Source organism: Acetatifactor aquisgranensis, from assembly GCF_943193215.1.
GTDB lineage: Bacteria > Bacillota > Clostridia > Lachnospirales > Lachnospiraceae > Acetatifactor > Acetatifactor aquisgranensis.
Genome location: NZ_CALPDH010000039.1, coordinates 23624 through 41381, shown reverse-complemented (window position 1 = coordinate 41381; position 17758 = coordinate 23624). Strand labels below are relative to the sequence as shown.

Below are 17758 nucleotides of genomic sequence, written 5' to 3'. Positions count from 1 at the left end.
CTTTTTTACATCAACTGCTTGAAAAAAACTTTTTAAACATTTTTCGTTTTACCTATTGACATTTCTTAGCTGGACTTGTGTTGAACAGACTTTACGGACAGTTTATCCGTTCTCACCCTCCTTGTCCAAAGTGCGGCGGCATTCAAGCTGCCGCCGCAAATCCTCGTAAATAACGGGGAAAAGAACATCTTCCATGCTCTTTTCCCCGGTGAATACCCGCTGAACAATAAGACGGGGCTTCTGCCGCTTGGGGGCGGTCTGCTTCGCCATGCCCCTCACCTCCCGTCCCGGCTGGAACGCTGGCGTTCCAAGTGGCGGGCGTAAAAGGCCAGGGCCTTCAAAATGAAGTCCTCCTTCTGCTGGGGGGTACGCAGCTTGCCCAGGTACTTCCCGACCTTATCACTGGACAGCTTGATGTACTCCTTTTGATTGCCCTTGACCTCCGACATGATGTGGAAGATACCGTCCATATCAAGCTGGCCCGCTTCACTCAGCTTCCGCATACGGATGGCCTGGGACAGAGAGGGGGTACAGTCCTCGCTCTCGATGGTTTCCAGCAAATCAAGCTGTTCCCGCTGGTTCAGATAGGACAATTCCACAGCGGGGGTAAAAGCGATCCTGCCCTCGTCCACCAGGGACAGGAGGGGCTTTTCCAGATTGGTCAGGCGGATATACCGCTGCACCTGTGTCTCGCTCTCCCCGGCGTTCTCCGCCACAGCGCCCCTTGACGACTTCTGTCCAGGTTGGACAGACCTTTTCCCCTGGTGCCGCAGGGCTTCCACTTTCATCTTGTAGGCGAACGCCTTTTCAGAGGGTAAAAGGCCCTCCCGCTGGATGTTGGAATCCACCATGAAGATCACGGCGCTGTCACGCTCCATATCACGGACAAGGGCGGGGATTTCCTCAATCCCCGCCCTCCGGCAAGCGTGTATCCTGCGGTGCCCGCTGACGATCTCATAGCCGCCCTCCTTGACCGGGCGCACCACAACGGGCGTCATGACGCCAAACTCCTTGATACTCTGGACAAGCAACTCCATCCCCTCGTCGTCCCTGACCTGAAAGGGGTTGTCCTGAAAGGCGGCGCACTCCGACACCTTGATTTCTTGAATGTTCATCTATTTTTCCCTCTTTCCTGATTTTTGCGGGCGTCCCGCTCAGTTTTCGTCAACTGGGCCAGCAGTTCCGGGGGGATTTGGGAGATAATACCCTCCAGCTTTTTCTGCTCCCGGTTCAGTTGATACAGCTTGTAGTTGGTTTCCTCCAACTCCTGTTTGTAGTCCTGGTTGGCCCGCCATGCCGTGGCCCTGCCCTCCATCACATAGGCAAGCTCCCGTTCCAGGTCTGCGATCTGCTTGTCCGTGCTGGCGACCTGGGCCTTTAGTTGGGTCATTTCCGGGGCATACCTGCCGAGAAGGGCGATGGCTTCCTCCTTTTTCCTGCCGCTGTTCAGAACGCCGATACTGTTGATAGCCTGACAAATCTCGTCATAATGCTTGTATAGCTCCGCTGTCAGCTTGAACATATAGGGCGGGACGTGCTTGCGGTGGGTCAGCTTTTTGGGCAGCCCACGGGACAGGTCGGGGTAACGCTGGCGCATATGCTCATAGAACCTGTCCTGCCACTTCACAAGACCCTGCGGCCCGCCGATGATGTCCTTGGAGGACAAGCGGCCTTTGGCGGTGATGGGGACAAAGCAAAGGTGCATATGGGGAGTAGCCTCGTCCATATGCACCACGGCGGAGATGATATTCTCTTTTCCAAAATTGTCCTCAAAGAATTGGTAGGCGTGGCTGAAATACGCCCGCTGTTCCTCCCGGCTCTTTGCCTTCAGCCAGTCAGGGGTGCCGCCCACAAAGCAGTCCTGCAAGACCACGCTGTCCTTGCGCCGTCGTGCCCCAGCCTGTTCGATACGGGCCAACGCCGCTTCCCGGTAGGGGCCTGGGGGCTGGACGATGTGGTAATTCAGGCCGGTGCGCTCCCGGTCGATGTCGGGGTTGCTCTTGTATTCCTCTTTCTGCCGTTCGTGGTGCTTGTTGATACGGCCCACCGAGGGCAGCTTTCGTTTCTCTATCCGCATGATTGCGTAATTCGCCATAGCGACCTCCTTTGAGGAAGGATGTAAGAAGTCACATTGTCCCGTAGAAGCGGGCGGTATCTCCCATCCCTCCGTCTGTATTTGGAACGGACGTTTTCAAGACCGGCGGGGTCAGGTACACAACATTTGCGCCCGCAAAAAGATACCGCCATGCTTTGTTCGCTCCCGCTCTCAAAACATAGCGGTATCTGGCGATAGTTGTGCCACTCGCCCCGGCTCGCAGCACAACCTCCGCCGCAGGCGCAAGTGTTGTGTAACCCACTACACCTTGCAGGCAAGGTGGTGGGCCAGAGGGCTTCCCTCTGGACTCCCTTCCGCACGACTTCATAGACCGTCCCCATCCGGCATCGACCATAGCCACACAGCCCCGGCCTTGACAGAGCGGACGCCCAAAAGCTGCTTCGCCTTTTTCGCCGTACTCTCCCCAACGCCCGCCGCCCTCAGCTTCTCCATGACCTCCCGCTGGGGCTTCGGCCCGTCCGAGAGAAGCTGACTTATTACCTCCTTGGCCTGCCGCATTTGGGTGTCAGGCCGGCCCAGGCTGGCGAACACGTTGCCCAGCACTTCATCCGCTGTCCTGGCGGTTTCCTCAAGCCACTGGACAGCGCCGCCACCTACTGAAAAGACGATGGCGCTGCCGGTAGGCCCCACGTTACACTTCACCTGGGCCATGATACGCTCGTCCGGGTGTTCCCGGTCTGTCCGGGCCACCAGCAGGACGCTCCGGGCAGCGCCCACGATGTCCACGGAGCCGACGGCCCGGTTGATGGCTTTCTGCCCGATAGCCTTGTTCATGTGATGGACGATGAGGACGGCGCACCGCTGTTCCCTGGCAATCTCAATAAGGGGGCGGAACTGCCGCCGCACCTCGTTGGCGGCGTTGATACCCGTTTCCTCCCCGATGTAAGCGGAGAGGGGGCGAGGACGACCAGCCTTGCGCCGGTCTGCCTGACGGCCTGAATCAGCCGTTCATCGGAAAAGGAGAGATACCGCTCCTTCTCGCTGATGAACAGCAGGCGCTCCGGGTCGCCCCCGGCGCTGATGAACCGGGGGACGATGGTATCATCGGCGTCGTCCTCGCTGGACTGGTAGATGATGTTGATGGGGGGCTGGCCTGTGCCGTCCGTGAAGGGCATGGGCTGTCCCCGGCTCAGCATGGCGGCGAGGTTGAGGACAAAGGTGCTTTTGCCGTCCCCGGCGTCCCCCTGCACCACCGTTATCTTGCCGAAGGGGATGTAGGGATACCACAGCCATTCGATCTCCCGTACCTTGACCTCGCTGGCCTTTGTGATTTCGATTTCTGTCATGTGACCGCTCCTTCCATTGGTTTGATTATGGCATAAAAATAGGGCTGGGAGTTACCCGGCCCTATGTACGCAGCGATATAATGTGACTTCTTACATCCTTCCTTTGCCGCCAAAAGTATGTTGAAATTTTTGGAGGGTGCTGGTATAATGACGATAGTAAAACTAACCGACAAACTGGAATTTGGAGGCCTCTATGAAAGACATATCTCTATGTATTATGACCAGAGAGCTTTGCCACGAATTATATAAAGGTTGGGAGAATGATCCTGACATATATATGGACATGGATTTGTTTGAGCCTTACCAATATAATGAGAACGCAGTAAACAGATATTTTGACTCCAAGCAGGATTCCTCCCGTGTCCTTTTTGCAATTATGAAAGATGACAAACCAATAGGAGAGATTCAACTAAAGCAAATCAATTACAAGAGCAAAGAATGCACATTAAGTATTCATATGCAAAATGACGACGTAAAAGGGCATGGATATGGATCCTGTGCAGAACGGTTAATTTTGCAGTACGCTTTTAATGTTTTGGGAATGGTCGCAGTAAATGCTGATACAGTTATAAAGAATACTCGAAGCCAACACGTTCTTGAAAAAGTAGGATTTCAGTATATAAGAGAGGCGGACGGATTTAAGTATTATCGGTGTGTGTGTGATAAATTTCAGTTTATCGAGGAGATGAACGTAGCAAAATCCCTGCCAAAATCGGGAGTATGACTATGTATCCGCAAGCCCATTTGTCCCCGACACCCCGGCCCGCAAAGGGAAGTCGTCAAGCGGCGGTGTGCCGCACCACCTCACGGGAGTTTCACCCCAACTGCCGTTCTGACAGAGCCGCCCCCATTGTGTGAAGCTGTGGCTGGGCGGGAGTACCATTGTCATTCCGACTGTCATCGCCATGCCGGTGGCAAACCGGCACTTGCAGGGGGTATTCTCGCTCGGCCCGGTAGGTCGGGGGTCATGGCGCACCCCGCTGCTGTGGCTCATGCTTTCGCACATCGGAACTGATGTACTTGACGAATGCGTGTCCAGTTGTCAAGGAGCATTGAGGGAATATCCCTCAACTCCCTACTACAACTTTCAAGGCCCAAAACGGAACCTTTATTTTCCCGTGACTTTTTACAAAATTTTTAGCTGGCATTTTGCGGACGGCAATAGGCATTTAATCAAGATACCCCACCGACACAAAGTAATTTCTTACATCCTTCCTTGAAAAAAGCGGAGACACCCTGACAGGTGCCTCCGCTTTGGTATGTGTCCGCAAAGTCCGTCCATCATCGGACGGGCGCCACGGCACATCCAGGTGGTGTAACGCAATCAGCCTGTCCTGCACGTTGGTTCCTGCACCCATTTTCTGCGTGGAACCCAATAAAAAACGAACCTGCCCGCTCCTTACCTTGCCAAACAGCTCCGCTTTCCTCAATTCCGTATTCGCTTCATGGATAAACGCTATTTCCTCCGGCGGCACTCCCTTCTCCACCAGTTTATTTTTTATGTCCTCATAGACATTAAATGTACCATCCCCTTTCGGTGTCGAGAGATCACAAAAGATCAGCTGCGTGGACTTCTGTTCCTTTGTCTGCTCCCATATCTCAAACGCCTTGCCGACACAGGTTGCCGCTTTGGAATTTTCATTGTCCGGCAGCATATCGTTGATAAGGCGCTGATCCAGAGCCAGCTTCCGCCCATCGTTTGTGATCTTCAACATATTGTCCTCATACGGCTCCACAAGCCTGTTACGCACCGCTTCCGCCCTGTCAGCCAGTGAGGAAACCATGTCCTGCTGGTACTCGCTGGGCTTTAGCACCACGTTCTCATACTCCGCCTCCGGCACGGGCAGCTTTAGCATATCCGGTGTCTGAATGTCGGCGCTCTCTTTGAACAGGGAGATCAGTTCCGGCAGGTTGAAAAACTTCGCAAACCTTGTCTTTGCCCGGTATCCGGTTCCCTCCGGGGCTAATTCTATCGCTGTCTGTGTTTCGCCAAAAGAGGAAGCCCAACTGTCAAAATGCCCAAGCCCTAACTTCTGCAGCGTGCCGTACTGGAGATAGCGCATATTAGTATATAATTCCGTCATACTGTTGCTGATCGGCGTTCCGGTTGCGAAAGTCACGCCCTTGCCGCCCGTCAGTTCATCCAGATACTGGCACTTTGCGAACATATCCGAGGACTTCTGCGCCTCCGTCTGTGCGATGCCCGCCACGTTCCGCATCTTTGTATACAGGAAAAGGTTTTTGTAAAAATGGCTCTCGTCTACAAAGAGCCTGTCAACACCAAGTTGCTCAAAGGTCACTACATTGTCTTTCCTTGATGTATCGTTCAGCTTTTCAAGCCTTGCTTCAAGAGATTTCCTTGTTTTCTCCATCTGCTTAATGGTATAGCGTTCCCCATTGTCGGCTTTCGCCTGCTCTATGGCAAGCTCGATCTCACTGATCTGCCTCTCTATCATGGCTTCCTGACGCTCCATTGACAGCGGTATCTTCTCAAACTGCGAATGCCCGATGATCACCGCATCATAGTCGCCTGTCGCTATCCGGGAACAGAATTTCTTCCGGTTGGCAGGCTCAAAGTCTTTCTTTGTTGCCGCAAGAATATTTGCACCGGGATATAAGCGGAGAAAATCACTCGCCCACTGCTCCGTCAAGTGGTTTGGAACCACAAACAGACTTTTCTGGCACAATCCTAACCGCTTGCTCTCCATCGCCGCCGCTGTCATCTCAAAGGTCTTGCCCGCCCCGACACAGTGCGCCAGTAAGGTATTATCCCCATATAAAACGTGTGCGACTGCGCTTTTCTGGTGGGGCTTTAGCTCAATATCCGGTGTCATGCCGGGGAATTTCAGATGCTCGCCGTCATACTCCCTCGGCCTGTAGCCCTGCAAACTAAAGTTCCTATCTCCCGCACAAAAACGTCAAATTAAAATCTCATCTTTCAAATACTGTCTATAAGAGCGTGCTGTAGGATGCAGCGCGTTTTCCTCTTGACCATCCCTTGCTGTTCCGATATAGTTTTTATGGAACAAAAAAAGAGAAAGAACAGCACCTCCTACAGTTCGTTCTTTCTCTCACATACCAGTGTGCCTGCCATATACGGGATCGTATCCCACTCGTGAGGCCCCGGCACCACCAGCATATACTATGATAAGAGAAAACTCCCCGTTTTGCAAGCTGATCCGTATAAAAAGTTCATCAAAGGCCCTGTTCGGTTCCTTCATGGCCGGTTTCCGCCCTGAGCTGCAGACCTGTCCCTGCTGTGGGGCCAGGGGTTCCTGCCGCATCCATGCCTATTATGGCCGTTCCCTGGTGGATTTCATAAGTGGTGCCCCTGTCCGCCACAGCCTCTGCATCATGCGCCTCATCTGTACCTGCGGCCATACCCATGCCATCCTCCCGGACTTCATCATCCCTTACTCCGGATATGGCCTGTTCTTCCTCCTCCGTGTCCTGGCGGAGTATTTCCTGCGCCTTTCCACTGTGGAAAGGCTCTGCGAACGCTTCTCCATCACCCTTTCCCAGCTGCGCCGCTGGCTGGATCTTTTCCAGACGCAGAAGGAGGAGTGGCTCGGTGCCCTTTCCTCCATGGAGGCTTCCAGCCTTTCCTTCCTGAAAGCCCTGCTCATGCAGGCAGCCTATTCGGATTTCGCCTCCGCCTTTGTCCGCCGTTTTACAAAGTCCTTCCTCCAGTCCCATAAGAACCCGGCGCCTTACTGCCAGCAGGTGTTCGGCCCATGAACTGTTTTCCTGCAACCACACGCCATGGGCATGGCTTTCCTCCCGTTTCTGCCCCATAATGGGGGAAAGCCACTTAAGGAGGACATTTTTATGGACAACAATCCCAAGAACCTTTCGGACGCTGCCGCCATGGCGCAGTTCCGGCTGGCGCTCATCGCCCCGGTCATCCATGGCCTTTATCCTGATGCGTCCAGGAACGCCTATTACCAGAGGGTCACGGAAAGGCCCCTTACCCTGCCTGACGGCTCCGTATTCCAGTACAGCCCGAAGACCCTCAGCAAATGGGTGTCCCTCTGCCAGAACGGCGGCATCGATGCGCTCATGCCACAGGAACGGTCCGATAAGGGGGCCACCCGGGTGCTCCCAGCTACAGCCATCGAAGAGATCTACCGGCTCAAGGAGGCTTTCCCGAGGCTGAACTCCACCCAGATCCATAAGCATCTTGTGGAAACAGCATTCATCCCCGCCACGGTCAGCGTCTGTGCCGTCCAGCGCTTCGTGAAGAACCATGACCTCAAATCGGCACGGAACCCGAACATGCGGGACAGGAAAGCATTTGAAGAAGACTCCTTTGGGAAGGATGTGGAAAGCCATGCAGGCATGGCTTGGCCGATACGTGCTATCTTCCTTATATCACGGAGGACGGCCAGCGCAGGAGGGTCTACTGCATCATGGTCATTGATGACCACTCCCGTTTCCTGGTGGGCGGCGGGCTCTTCTACAGCGACAATGCCTATAACTTCCAGAAGGTGCTCAAGGACGCCGTGGCCGCCCACGGGATCCCGGCAAAACTTTATGTCGACAATGGCTGCAGCTACTCCAATGAGCAGCTTTCCCTCATCTGCGGCTCCATCGGCACCGTACTTTTACATACGAAAATCCGTGACGGTGCATCCAAGGCCAAAATCGAACGCCAGTTCAGGACGTTCAAGGAGACCTGGCTCTATACGCTGGACCTGGATTCCATCACCTCGCTGGCGCAGTTTGGCGGGCTGCTTAAGGACTACATGCGCACCTACAATACATCCCTCCATTCCGGCATCGGCACCACGCCCCTGGAGCGCTACCAGCAGACCCGTTCCTCCATCCGCATGCCCAAATCCAGGGAATGGCTGGAGGAATGCTTCCTCAACCGCATCACCAGGAAGGTGAACAGGGACTCCACCATCTCCATCGACAAAGTGTCCTATGACGTCCCCATGCAGTTCATCTCATCGAAAGTGGAGATCCGCTTCCTGCCGGACGACATGTCCTCCGCCTTCATCCTTTACGAAGGGGAGCATTACCCCATCCGCCCTACGGATAAGAATGGGAACTGCCGGACGAAACGCAATAACACGCCGTCCATCGATTATTCAAGGATCGGAGGTGAGGGCTGATGTTCCGTTCCTACTATGGGCTTTCCTTCAATCCCTTTGACAAGCAGAATGCGAAAGAGAAGGACCGGTTCCTCTCAAGGGACATCTCGGAGATGGCGTCCCGGCTGGACTACCTCAAGGACACCAGGGGCATCGGCCTGTTCACGGCACGCCCCGGCATGGGCAAGTCCTTCGCCCTGCGCTGCTTTGCAAAGAGCCTCAACCCCAACCTCTACCACATGGAATACATCTGCCTCTCCACCGTCAGCGTCATGGAGTTCTACCGCCAGCCCTGCTCTGTCTTAGGGGTAGAGCCAAGGGGCGGCAAGCCTGGGATGTTCCGCGCCGTGCAGGAGCAGATCCTCTACCTCTACAAGGACAAGAAGCAGCCCCTCCTCCTGGCAGTCGATGAGGCACAGTACCTCTCCACCGGCATCCTGGAGGACATCAAGATGCTCATGAACTACGGGTATGACTCCCTCAACTGCTTCACTCTCATCCTCTGCGGGGAGCCGCACCTGAACAGCACCCTGAAGAAGCCCGTCCATGAGGCCCTGCGCCAGAGGATCACCGTGCATTACAACTTTTCCGGACTCTCGGATTCAGAAGTGGCGCAGTACATCCTCCACAAGATCGCCTGTGCCGGAGGGGCCTCCTCCATCATCGACCAGGCAGCGCTCTCCGCCGTCCACAGCCATTCCCAGGGGAGCCCCCGCCTGGTGGACAACCTGATGACCGATGCACTGACGCTTGGCGCGCAGATGGAGAAGAAGGTGATCGATATGGATGTCATCCTGGCTTCCGTCAGCAGCCAGAATCTCGGATAGGGGGCATGGAACATGGATTATACCTGTATCTTAAAAAGTGGCTCCCGCAGGGAGATCTGGACAGGAGAGCTCATCCTGCCGGGAGCGGGAAACGGATGGTATGAAGCTGGGATCAATGGACGCGGGACTTACTTCCACATCCTCGCCGGACAGCATAAATATGGCAACTACCTGTGCATCCCCAACCACGATATAGGCTGCGAGCTCTCCGATTTCTCCGATTTCTTCTGGAATGAAGAAAGGATCGGTTCCCTGATGCGGAAGGTGGATGCGGTGACTGTCGCCACCGGACTGGTCCATCTGCCTGCCATGGCTGCCGTACAGCTGAAAAACTAAATACTTCGTATGGCTGTGGATCCCATGATGGGATCCATGGCCTTTTATGTTTCAGGGAGAAATCCATGCTGACAACAGTGCGCCGCATTTGCGGCAGGATCATGCATTCACAGACGGCACTGCGCAGTCAATGGGATAAGGGTTGGAAAAATAATTCGCAGTTTGTGTCTCCCTCAATTTGCCGTCCGACATTCTGCACTTCCACATAAGCCCGGTAATACCTGTTTGTACCCTTGTTCCGGTACAGCTCGGAAACTTCCGTCACAGCCACTTTGGGCTGCCTTTGCAGGAGCCTCTCGAACCACTTAATATCATTCTTCGTTCCCATCAGTCGAATTTTCAGCACGTTCCCTCTCCATTTCTGCAAGGATCTCTTCCATAGACCTCTGTTTCCGGCAGTATTCCGGGTAACGGAGCTTAATGCCCTGCCAGAAGTACAGTGCATAGCCGCAGCAGAAAATATCGCTTACGGAATATTCCCTGCACTCGCCGATCTGCTCGTCCTTGCGCTTATAGTCATCAATGCTCGGCGTTCCGTCCGTGTAAAGGTTAAATGCCAGTCTGACCACTTTTACACTTCCGCTGGTCTGCCAGCCCTGATGCAGACACTCTGTTTTGACGCACCCGGACTTCATATCGTAAATCTGGCTAAAATGGTTCCTCGTGTCCTCAGAAATACCGAGAATGTAGATCAAAGCCTTATGATAGCAGTCTTGGTACCTCGCCTGTTCCAGTTTCTCATAATAAAACTTCTCATGTTCGCTGTCTGTAAAAACCATGTGTGTGTTGTTGGCGTTCTGCGCCCCTGCTCTTAACGCTGTGTTGTTCATCCCGTGAACCTCCTTTTCCTTTTCATTGAATAAAATGACTGTTACCAAATGTGCATTTTAATTTTGTTGGACTAGCCCGATGTAACAGCTTCCTCTAAATGGCTAAAATCCTCTTTGAAAGGCGTAAAAAAGAGCGCTTCGATTATTTCCGAAACGCTCCTTAGGAATCTGTGAATTTACACTGATTTTGTTGGACTCCGAGATGAAAATTGCATTATGGCGTATTATGATGTACCAACGCAAAAAATTTTGTTGGACTTTTGTTGGACTTCCGGTATTTTTGTTGTACCCAAAATCTGCATCACACGAGGCAATTTTACTCTGAATTTTGAATTGTTAATCTTCTAATAATACACGTTTTCTTTCTATCATTTCCCCGATTCTCTCGATATATTGGGAAACGTCTTTCACATTTTCGCTTCGCTTAATCAGCCCGTCAGGGTATACCCTTTTCGAGATACTACCGGCTCCGCAGGCGACTATGGTCTGTTTCTCCTCCATAATTAATATATTATATAGCCCGAATTTCCCCTCTCTGGCATAACCTACGTTCTCGAAATTCCCGGACATGTTCTTCTGGCGGTAGAGATAATAGGGCACCAGGCCCAGGCGCTCCGCGCCCTTTGCCGCTATCCCCATGGTCTCATCGGTATTGTGCAGGACGGGCATCCCATTTTCCTGGATCCACCGGTTCAGCCTGGAGGCCCGCTTGATGGCCAGGGAGTGCACCGTAAGGCTGTCCGGAGCCAGCTCCACCACCCTGTCGATTGTGCGCTGCACATCCGCCTCCAGCTCTCCCGGCAGGCCCAGTATCAAGTCCATGTTGATATTGTCGAAGCCTGCCCGGCGGGCCAGCGCGTAGGCCTCCTCCACCTGCTCCACGGAGGCTTTCCGGCCGATGACATCCAGGGTCTCCTGCTTCATGGTCTGGGGATTCACGGATATCCTGTCCACGCCGTACCGGTACAGCACCCGTAGTTTGTCCTCCGTGATGCTGTCCGCCCGGCCTGCCTCCACCGTGAATTCCCTGACGGAGGAGAAGTCGAACAGGCCTTTCAGCCTTACCAGCAGACGCTCAAGCTGCTCCGCCTCCAGAGTGGTGGGCGTACCTCCGCCGATATAGACGCAGTCCAGCCTCCTGTCCCGGTACAGCTCCGCCACATGTTCCATCTCCCTTATCAGGCAGTCGATGTAGCGGTCTACGTCTTTCCGATATGCTGCAATCGGGAAAGAGGTAAAGGAACAGTACAGGCAGGTGCTGGGGCAGAAAGGGATGCCGATATAAATGCTGTAGCCGGAACCTTCTCCCGGGAGCTCCCCCTTGCTGCCCAGGCCGGAAAGCAGCTCCCGCTCTCTCCTGGCGATATCCACGGAGAGCTCTGCCTTTTCGCGGCTGACATAGTATCTCTGCATATAATGTTCTATGATATCCTCTTCGCAGGCCCCCTGCTCCAGCAGCTGATAGGCTATCTTGGTAGGACGTATCCCTGTCAGGTTCCCCCAGGGGAGCTCTTTTCCGGTCTCCTCACACAGGGTGCGGTAAAAGAAACATTTGAAGCCGTATTTGTATTCTTTTTCGTCTTCCTCCGTTTCTTTTATCGTCTTCCCATGTACAGCCGCCTCTTCCGCACAAATCATGTCCTCAGGCCTCACGACTGCCGAATCCGGCTCCTCGGCAACGTCTCCCGCCTCTTCCGGTACCGTTCCGACATCGGCGCAGACATAGGCACTGCCGGAAAATCCAAAATCCTCCGGTGCATCCCCACGCCACTCCCAAAGATAGTCATTTCCGTCTATAGACAGCAGGGCCCCATCCTCCCGCAGCCCTACCCTTATACGCACGCTCCCGCCAAACTGCGCCCGTTTCTCCTCTCTGCATTCCGGAGTCAGCACATACACCTGCTCCTCCGGATAAAAGGCCCTCACGATGGAATTCACGTCATACTCAAAATTCGCCCTGTTCAGCTCCACCACCAACATCTTATATCTCCTCCGAAATGCTCTCATTCAATCGTTTTTTAATCCGTTATCGGAAATTTATCTGTCCTCAGATTTCAAATTTCCAAGTCTATACTCACGAGCGATGTGGTTTGCCGCTGTGGCCGCGAGCCTAAATTCCAGTTGAGTCGTTTCTTTTCCAGTAAAGCAATTAAGTTCATGTTCATCCTCCTTGCTAAATCAGGACACCCTTCATCCAATCCAGGCCTGAGCACGCCCACATGTTCCTCTGTATTTTTATCAACAACAGTGACCCAAAATTATCCCATCATCCCTTTGCCAAAATGTACAAAAGGCAGTGGCCCCTGATTCCCGCTCTCTGGCATCTCTCCCGAAAAGCGCCTGTCCGAAACCATAGCCACCGCCCTGCCTGCGCGGCCCTCGCCGCACATGAACCCTGTCCTGGTATTTTATACGCAGAACGGATTATTTTTCTTCTCATAACCGATAGTAGTGCTCTCTCCATGCCCGGAATACACCCGCGTGTCCTCCGGCAGCACGAACAGCTTCTCCTTGATGGAGCGCACCAGAGTGCCCATACTGCCCGTGGGGAAGTCCGTCCGTCCCACCGACTCCGCGAACAGCGTATCCCCACTGACCAGGATGCCCGCCTCCGCGAAATAATAGCAGCAGCCTCCCGCCGTATGCCCGGGGGTGGCAATCGCCTTGCAGGTCATGCCCGCCAGGGAGATTTCCTCCCCGTCCTTCACGTACACATCCGCATAGGTGGCACAGGCCCTGCCCGCCTGCTCCGACACATTCAGCCGCGGGCTCTTCAGAAGCTCCCGCTCCGCCTCGCAGGCATAAGCCTTCACAGGCTTAAGCCCATCCGCTTCAGCCGCCGCATTTGCCGCGTCCCGCAGGGCATCCAGCCCCCAGATATGATCGAAATGCCCATGGGTCAGCAATATCCCCGCCACACGGAATCCGTTCTTCTGCAGGGCGGCGTAAATGTTCGCCCCCTTGTCCGCCGGATCCACCACGATGGCGTCATGCTCCCCGTCCCGATACAGAAAATAGCAATTCGTCTGGCAGACCCCCAGCACCATGCGCCCTATCTTAATCTCACCCATCACATTCGCCTCCTGAAACTCCGCTAAATCGCTGTAGGTTCTTCTCGCACTCAACCCGTGGCCCTCTCGATATCCACCACGCTCTCAATTCCCCGGATTTTGTCAATGACCCGGTTCAGCTCTTCCTTGCTCTCCACCTCAAAAGATATCTGCATGGTGGCCAGCCCCTGCCTGCTGACCCTGGTATTCAGGGACAGAATGCTGATGTTCTTCTCCGTCAGCGCCTTGGTGATGTCTGCCAGGAGCCCGTTGCGGTTATTGGCAAAAATGGAGATTTCCGCCACATATTTCTCGGAGACATCTTCTGGCGCCTGCCATTCCGCGTCGATGATCCGTGCCCGCTCTATCTCCGGCAGATTCATCATGTTCACGCAGTCCGTGCGGTGGATGGAAATGCCCCGGCCTCTGGTGACGAAGCCCACAATTTCATCCCCGGGCACCGGAGAACAGCACTTGGAGAACCGCACCGACAGATCCGCGATGCCCCGCACCACGATGCCGCTCTTGGCTTTCATGGCGGCGGGCTTTGCGGCGGACAACGCCCCGCTCTCCGCGATGCTGGCCAGGACTTCCTCATTGGTCAGCTCCTTTTTATGATCCCTGTCATAGAGATCCTGCATCTTATTGACCACCTGGCCCTCTTTCAGGGCACCGTGGCCTATGGCGGCCAGCACGGAATCCCAGTCCCGGAATCCGTATTTTCGCATGACCGCATTCATATAATCGGTTTTCAGCAAATCAGAGAGAACCACGCCCCTGGCCTTACAGTAAGCGGACAGCAGATCTTTCCCTTTGATGATATTGTCTTCTTTCAGTTCATTCTTGAACCATTGATTGATTTTGTTCTTGGCCTGGGTGCTCTTCACCACGTTCAGCCAGTCACGGCTGGGGCCTTTGGAGTTCTGGGAAGTGATGATTTCAATCCTGTCGCCGTTATTGATCTGATAATCAATGGTCACCAGCTTGTCATTGACCCTGGCCCCCACCATCCGGTTGCCCACGGCGGAATGGATGCTGTAGGCGAAATCGATGGTGGTGGAACCTGCGGGCAGGTTCTTCACTTCCCCCGTGGGCGTGAAGCAGTACACATTGTCGGAGAACAAATCCAAATCGTTCTTCAAAAGCTTCAAAAACTCCCGGTTGTCCGACATGTCCCGCTGCCATTCCAGAATCTGGCGCAGCCATACCAGCTTCTCCTCCTCCTGGGCGGCCACTTTCTTGCCGTCCGAGGCCTCCTTGTATTTCCAGTGGGCGGCTATGCCGTATTCCGCCGCCTTGTGCATCTCAAAGGTGCGGATCTGTATCTCGAAAGGCTGGCCGGAGCTGCCAATCAGGGTGGTGTGCAGGGACTGGTACATGTTGGCCTTTGGCATGGCGATGTAGTCCTTGAAACGCCCGGGGATGGGCTTATACATCTCATGAATGACCCCCAGGGCCGCATAGCAGTCCCGGACGCTGTCCACGATGATGCGCACGGCGAACAGGTCATATATCTGGTCCAGGGTCTTGTTCTGGTTCTTCATCTTCTTATAGATGCTGAAGAAATGCTTCACCCGGCCGTCTATCTTGGCCTTGATGCCCGCGTTGCTGATATGCTCGCTGACCTCGTCCACGATGCTCTGGATATATTTCTCCCGCACGCTCCTGCGCTCGGAAATCTTGTCCACAAGGTCGTAGTACACTTCCGGCTCCAGATATTTCAAGGACAAATCGTCCAGCTCAATCTTCACCTTACTGATGCCCAGCCGCTGGGCGATGGGGCAATAGATTTCCAGGGTCTCCTTTGCGATGCGCTGCCTGCTCTCCGGCTTCTTGTACTGGAGGGTGCGCATGTTGTGTAGGCGGTCCGCCAGTTTGATCAGTATGACGCGGATGTCCTTGGCCATGGCCAGGAACATCTTCCGCAGGTTCTCCGCCTGCATCTCCAGCTTCTCATCCGGCTGGTCGCCTCCGGCGGACAGGGGAATCTTCTCCAGCTTGGTGACGCCGTCCACCAGCAGCGCCACATCGTCTCCGAATTCCCGCTTCAGGTCCTCCTCTGTCATAATAGTATCCTCCACCACGTCATGGAGGATGCCGGCTACGATAGTCTCCTTATCCAGCTCCAGATCTGCCAGGATAATGGCCACGTTCAGCGGATGGATGATATAGGGTTCCCCGGATTTGCGTTTCTGGTCCTTGTGGGCCTCCGCCGCAACATTGTAAGCCTTTTGAATCATGGAAATGTCGTCGCTGGGATGATATTTTTGAACGCGCTGAATCAGCTCCTGATACAGACCCTCAGGATTCACGAATTCATGATACTCGCTCATCTTTCCATCATCAAAAATTTCATCGAATTTTTCTTCTGCCATAGATACCCACGCTTTCTACCATGTCTTCCGCCCCGCACCCCAAAATCCATGCTCCCAGTCTTCCAAATCCCAATCCCGGAAGAATCCGCCCCGCGGATTCTTCCGCGTGCAACATAGAAGTTCTTAGACAGCGTACTTTGCTGTCTTAGAACTTCTTTGCACGCTATTTGCCCGGATAACAGATGGCCGACTCCAGACGGTATCCGGCGATTTTCTCACGGCCTTTCAGACCCGCCAGCTCCATCAGGACCACAACGCCCACCACTTCGCCGCCAATGCTCTCGATCAGCTTGATCATGGCCTCCGTGGTGCCGCCTGTGGCAATCAGATCATCCACCACCAGTACTTTCTGTCCCGGCCTGATGCTGTCCTTGTGCATCTCGATGGTAGCCTGCCCGTACTCCAGTTCATAGGAGACGGAAACCGTCTCTCTGGGAAGCTTTCCAGCCTTGCGAATCAGCACAAAAGGCTTTTTATTATTATAGGCAATGGGGGTTCCAAATATAAATCCTCTCGATTCAGGTCCCGCCACCACATCATAATCCAGATCCTTTATCTTCTCCTGCATGGTGTTGACTGCCAGCTGTAACCCCTCCGCATCCTGAAGGACGCTGGTCACGTCGCGGAAGATGATTCCCTCTTCCGGAAAATCCGGGATGCTTACTACATATTCCTCCAGTTTCTTCATTCCTGTCCACCTCTCTTTTATGTATCTCTTTCAGCTTTCTTTCGTATTCAGCCTCGCCTTATCCGTAAAATATTTGATGATATCGCTGCGGGTGACGATTCCGATGAATACGTTCCTGTCGTCTATTACCGGCACGAAATTCTGGTTCTTCGCGCGCTCCAGCAGATTCTCCATGGGCGTATCGATGCAGGCCGGCTTCACCTTTCCGTTCTGCAGGAAATCCCGCACGCATGTATGCTCCAGATTCTTCAGCGTAATATTCTCCAGGTTCTGGTTGTATGCCAGTATATTCCACAGAAAATCCCCTACGCCCACAACGCCCACATACCTGTCTTCAATATCGATGACAGGTATGGCGGAAAAGCCGCTTCTGCGGAGCTTTTCAAGGCCCTGCCTCAGCGTCATGTCATCCCGCAGATAGGCCACCTCCGCTTTGGGCAATAAAAAGGATGCAATGTTCATTTTCTATACCCCTTGCGCGCTTTGGCGCGCATGAAAATCAAAAAGTCCGAAAGCGTACTTCTTTCAAATTTCTGCTCCCTCTTCATCCGTGTCCGCCACTTCTGTAAAGGTGCTGTCCACGGCCTCCAGATTGTCAAAATATCCTTTTGCCTCTTTCGCCAGGTAAAAGCAGGTAATACAGTCCGTGACGCCGCTGAAAATCAGGCCGGCGCCCACCAGCTGCAGGAAGAACAGCGCTGCCTCCAGGGAATTGAAGATAAGCGCCGCGCCCAGTATCACATTGACCGCTGCCAGAATCAGCACCGCCACCCAATTGCCATAGTTCATCCGCTTCATGTCTATCACGTCCTGCAGCTTCCGGCAGCCGCTGGCCACCACCAGGATGCCCAGAATCGCCGGTACCAGCGAGATAATCCACTCCACCTTGTACAAAAAGAGGATGCCCACCGCTATGCTCACCAGCCCATATCCAAAACCATTCCGGTAATAGTTCAGGCTGGCCTCCCGCAGCAGATAGCATATCATGGAAACCGCTCCCGCCACGATCAGCAGGATACCGATCAGATAACCCAGCGTCTTCACCATCGTATCCGGGATAATCAGTGCCACCACTCCCAGCACGATGTACAGCGCCGATGTCAGAAGCGTCTCCCATTTTATCTGTTTCAAGAGTTTTTTCATACCGGATTCCT

The 17758-nt window shown here is 53.9% G+C and carries 18 protein-coding genes and 2 pseudogenes; 5 read left to right on the top strand and 15 right to left on the bottom strand.

Annotated elements, in window-relative coordinates:
• Positions 1 to 102 precede the first annotated feature (102 nt).
• The 5 genes from NFS35_RS24420 to NFS35_RS24400 form a co-directional block, all read right to left on the bottom strand.
• Positions 103 to 270, bottom strand: a complete 168-nt coding sequence (locus NFS35_RS24420) for a hypothetical protein (protein WP_251209666.1) — start codon at positions 268 to 270, stop codon at positions 103 to 105.
• A 5-nt stretch (positions 271 to 275) separates the two neighbouring features.
• Complete coding sequence (locus NFS35_RS24415) at positions 276 to 1115, bottom strand: ParB/RepB/Spo0J family partition protein (RefSeq protein WP_251209665.1); 840 nt, start codon at positions 1113 to 1115, stop codon at positions 276 to 278.
• Positions 1112 to 2095 carry a MobV family relaxase gene (gene mobV, locus NFS35_RS24410; protein WP_251209664.1) on the bottom strand — a complete coding sequence of 328 codons (984 nt, stop codon included), beginning with the start codon at positions 2093 to 2095 and terminating at the stop codon, positions 1112 to 1114. Before mobV ends, NFS35_RS24415 begins: the two co-directional genes overlap by 4 nt.
• Before the next feature lie 324 nt (positions 2096 to 2419).
• Positions 2420 to 2962 (bottom strand): AAA family ATPase, encoded by a 543-nt coding sequence (locus tag NFS35_RS24405; RefSeq protein WP_251209663.1) that lies wholly within the window; start codon positions 2960 to 2962, stop codon positions 2420 to 2422.
• The gene (locus tag NFS35_RS24400) at positions 2887 to 3402 is read right to left on the bottom strand and encodes an AAA family ATPase (RefSeq protein ID WP_251209662.1); all 516 of its coding nucleotides are present in this window, start codon (positions 3400 to 3402) and stop codon (positions 2887 to 2889) included. Before NFS35_RS24400 ends, NFS35_RS24405 begins: the two co-directional genes overlap by 76 nt.
• 193 nt (positions 3403 to 3595) lie before the next feature.
• Here NFS35_RS24400 and NFS35_RS24395 point away from each other — a divergent pair, with 193 nt between their 5' ends.
• Positions 3596 to 4126: a GNAT family N-acetyltransferase gene (locus NFS35_RS24395; protein WP_251209661.1), complete on the top strand. Its 531-nt coding sequence runs from the start codon at positions 3596 to 3598 to the stop codon at positions 4124 to 4126.
• Here the strand turns inward: NFS35_RS24395 and NFS35_RS24390 are convergent, their stop codons facing one another.
• Both NFS35_RS24390 and NFS35_RS24385 read right to left on the bottom strand, forming a co-directional pair.
• Positions 4127 to 4396, bottom strand: coding sequence for a hypothetical protein (locus NFS35_RS24390; protein WP_251209660.1), 270 nt, complete (start codon positions 4394 to 4396; stop codon positions 4127 to 4129).
• A 175-nt stretch (positions 4397 to 4571) separates the two neighbouring features.
• Positions 4572 to 6278: pseudogene (locus NFS35_RS24385) on the bottom strand (DEAD/DEAH box helicase family protein); the annotation flags it as partial.
• Between the two features lie 268 nt (positions 6279 to 6546).
• Between NFS35_RS24385 and NFS35_RS29985 the strand changes: the two are divergent.
• The 4 genes and pseudogenes from NFS35_RS29985 (at position 6547) to NFS35_RS24365 (ending at position 9661) form a co-directional block, all read left to right on the top strand.
• Positions 6547 to 7140 carry a DUF6431 domain-containing protein gene (locus tag NFS35_RS29985; RefSeq protein ID WP_408629656.1) on the top strand — a complete coding sequence of 198 codons (594 nt, stop codon included), beginning with the start codon at positions 6547 to 6549 and terminating at the stop codon, positions 7138 to 7140.
• A 90-nt stretch (positions 7141 to 7230) separates the two neighbouring features.
• Positions 7231 to 8519 (top strand): annotated as a pseudogene (locus NFS35_RS30070) (DDE-type integrase/transposase/recombinase).
• On the top strand, positions 8519 to 9325 hold the full coding sequence (locus tag NFS35_RS24370; RefSeq protein WP_251209657.1) for an ExeA family protein: 807 nt from the start codon (positions 8519 to 8521) through the stop codon (positions 9323 to 9325). Before NFS35_RS30070 ends, NFS35_RS24370 begins: the two are co-directional and overlap by 1 nt.
• Before the next feature lie 12 nt (positions 9326 to 9337).
• Positions 9338 to 9661, top strand: a complete 324-nt coding sequence (locus NFS35_RS24365) for a DUF6618 family protein (protein WP_251209656.1) — start codon at positions 9338 to 9340, stop codon at positions 9659 to 9661.
• Positions 9662 to 9788: 127 nt separating this feature from the next.
• On the opposite strand, the gene NFS35_RS24360 is transcribed toward NFS35_RS24365, so the two are convergent.
• From NFS35_RS24360 to NFS35_RS24325, 8 genes are all read right to left on the bottom strand, one after another.
• On the bottom strand, positions 9789 to 10007 hold the full coding sequence (locus tag NFS35_RS24360) for a hypothetical protein (protein WP_251209655.1): 219 nt from the start codon (positions 10005 to 10007) through the stop codon (positions 9789 to 9791).
• On the bottom strand, positions 9973 to 10491 hold the full coding sequence (locus NFS35_RS24355) for a DUF6075 family protein (RefSeq protein WP_251209654.1): 519 nt from the start codon (positions 10489 to 10491) through the stop codon (positions 9973 to 9975). Before NFS35_RS24355 ends, NFS35_RS24360 begins: the two co-directional genes overlap by 35 nt.
• A 336-nt stretch (positions 10492 to 10827) precedes the next feature.
• Complete coding sequence (gene hemZ / locus NFS35_RS24350; RefSeq protein ID WP_251209653.1) at positions 10828 to 12471, bottom strand: coproporphyrinogen dehydrogenase HemZ; 1644 nt, start codon at positions 12469 to 12471, stop codon at positions 10828 to 10830.
• 428 nt (positions 12472 to 12899) lie between these two features.
• Positions 12900 to 13616: an MBL fold metallo-hydrolase gene (locus tag NFS35_RS24345; RefSeq protein WP_330640435.1), complete on the bottom strand. Its 717-nt coding sequence runs from the start codon at positions 13614 to 13616 to the stop codon at positions 12900 to 12902.
• Positions 13613 to 15916 carry a RelA/SpoT family protein gene (locus NFS35_RS24340; RefSeq protein ID WP_251209652.1) on the bottom strand — a complete coding sequence of 768 codons (2304 nt, stop codon included), beginning with the start codon at positions 15914 to 15916 and terminating at the stop codon, positions 13613 to 13615. Before NFS35_RS24340 ends, NFS35_RS24345 begins: the two co-directional genes overlap by 4 nt.
• Positions 15917 to 16079: 163 nt before the next feature.
• Positions 16080 to 16604 carry an adenine phosphoribosyltransferase gene (locus NFS35_RS24335; protein ID WP_251209651.1) on the bottom strand — a complete coding sequence of 175 codons (525 nt, stop codon included), beginning with the start codon at positions 16602 to 16604 and terminating at the stop codon, positions 16080 to 16082.
• 30 nt (positions 16605 to 16634) lie between these two features.
• On the bottom strand, positions 16635 to 17066 hold the full coding sequence (locus NFS35_RS24330) for a CBS domain-containing protein (RefSeq protein WP_251209650.1): 432 nt from the start codon (positions 17064 to 17066) through the stop codon (positions 16635 to 16637).
• 63 nt (positions 17067 to 17129) lie between these two features.
• On the bottom strand, positions 17130 to 17747 hold the full coding sequence (locus tag NFS35_RS24325; protein ID WP_251209649.1) for an HdeD family acid-resistance protein: 618 nt from the start codon (positions 17745 to 17747) through the stop codon (positions 17130 to 17132).
• Between the last annotated feature and the right edge of the window lie 11 nt (positions 17748 to 17758).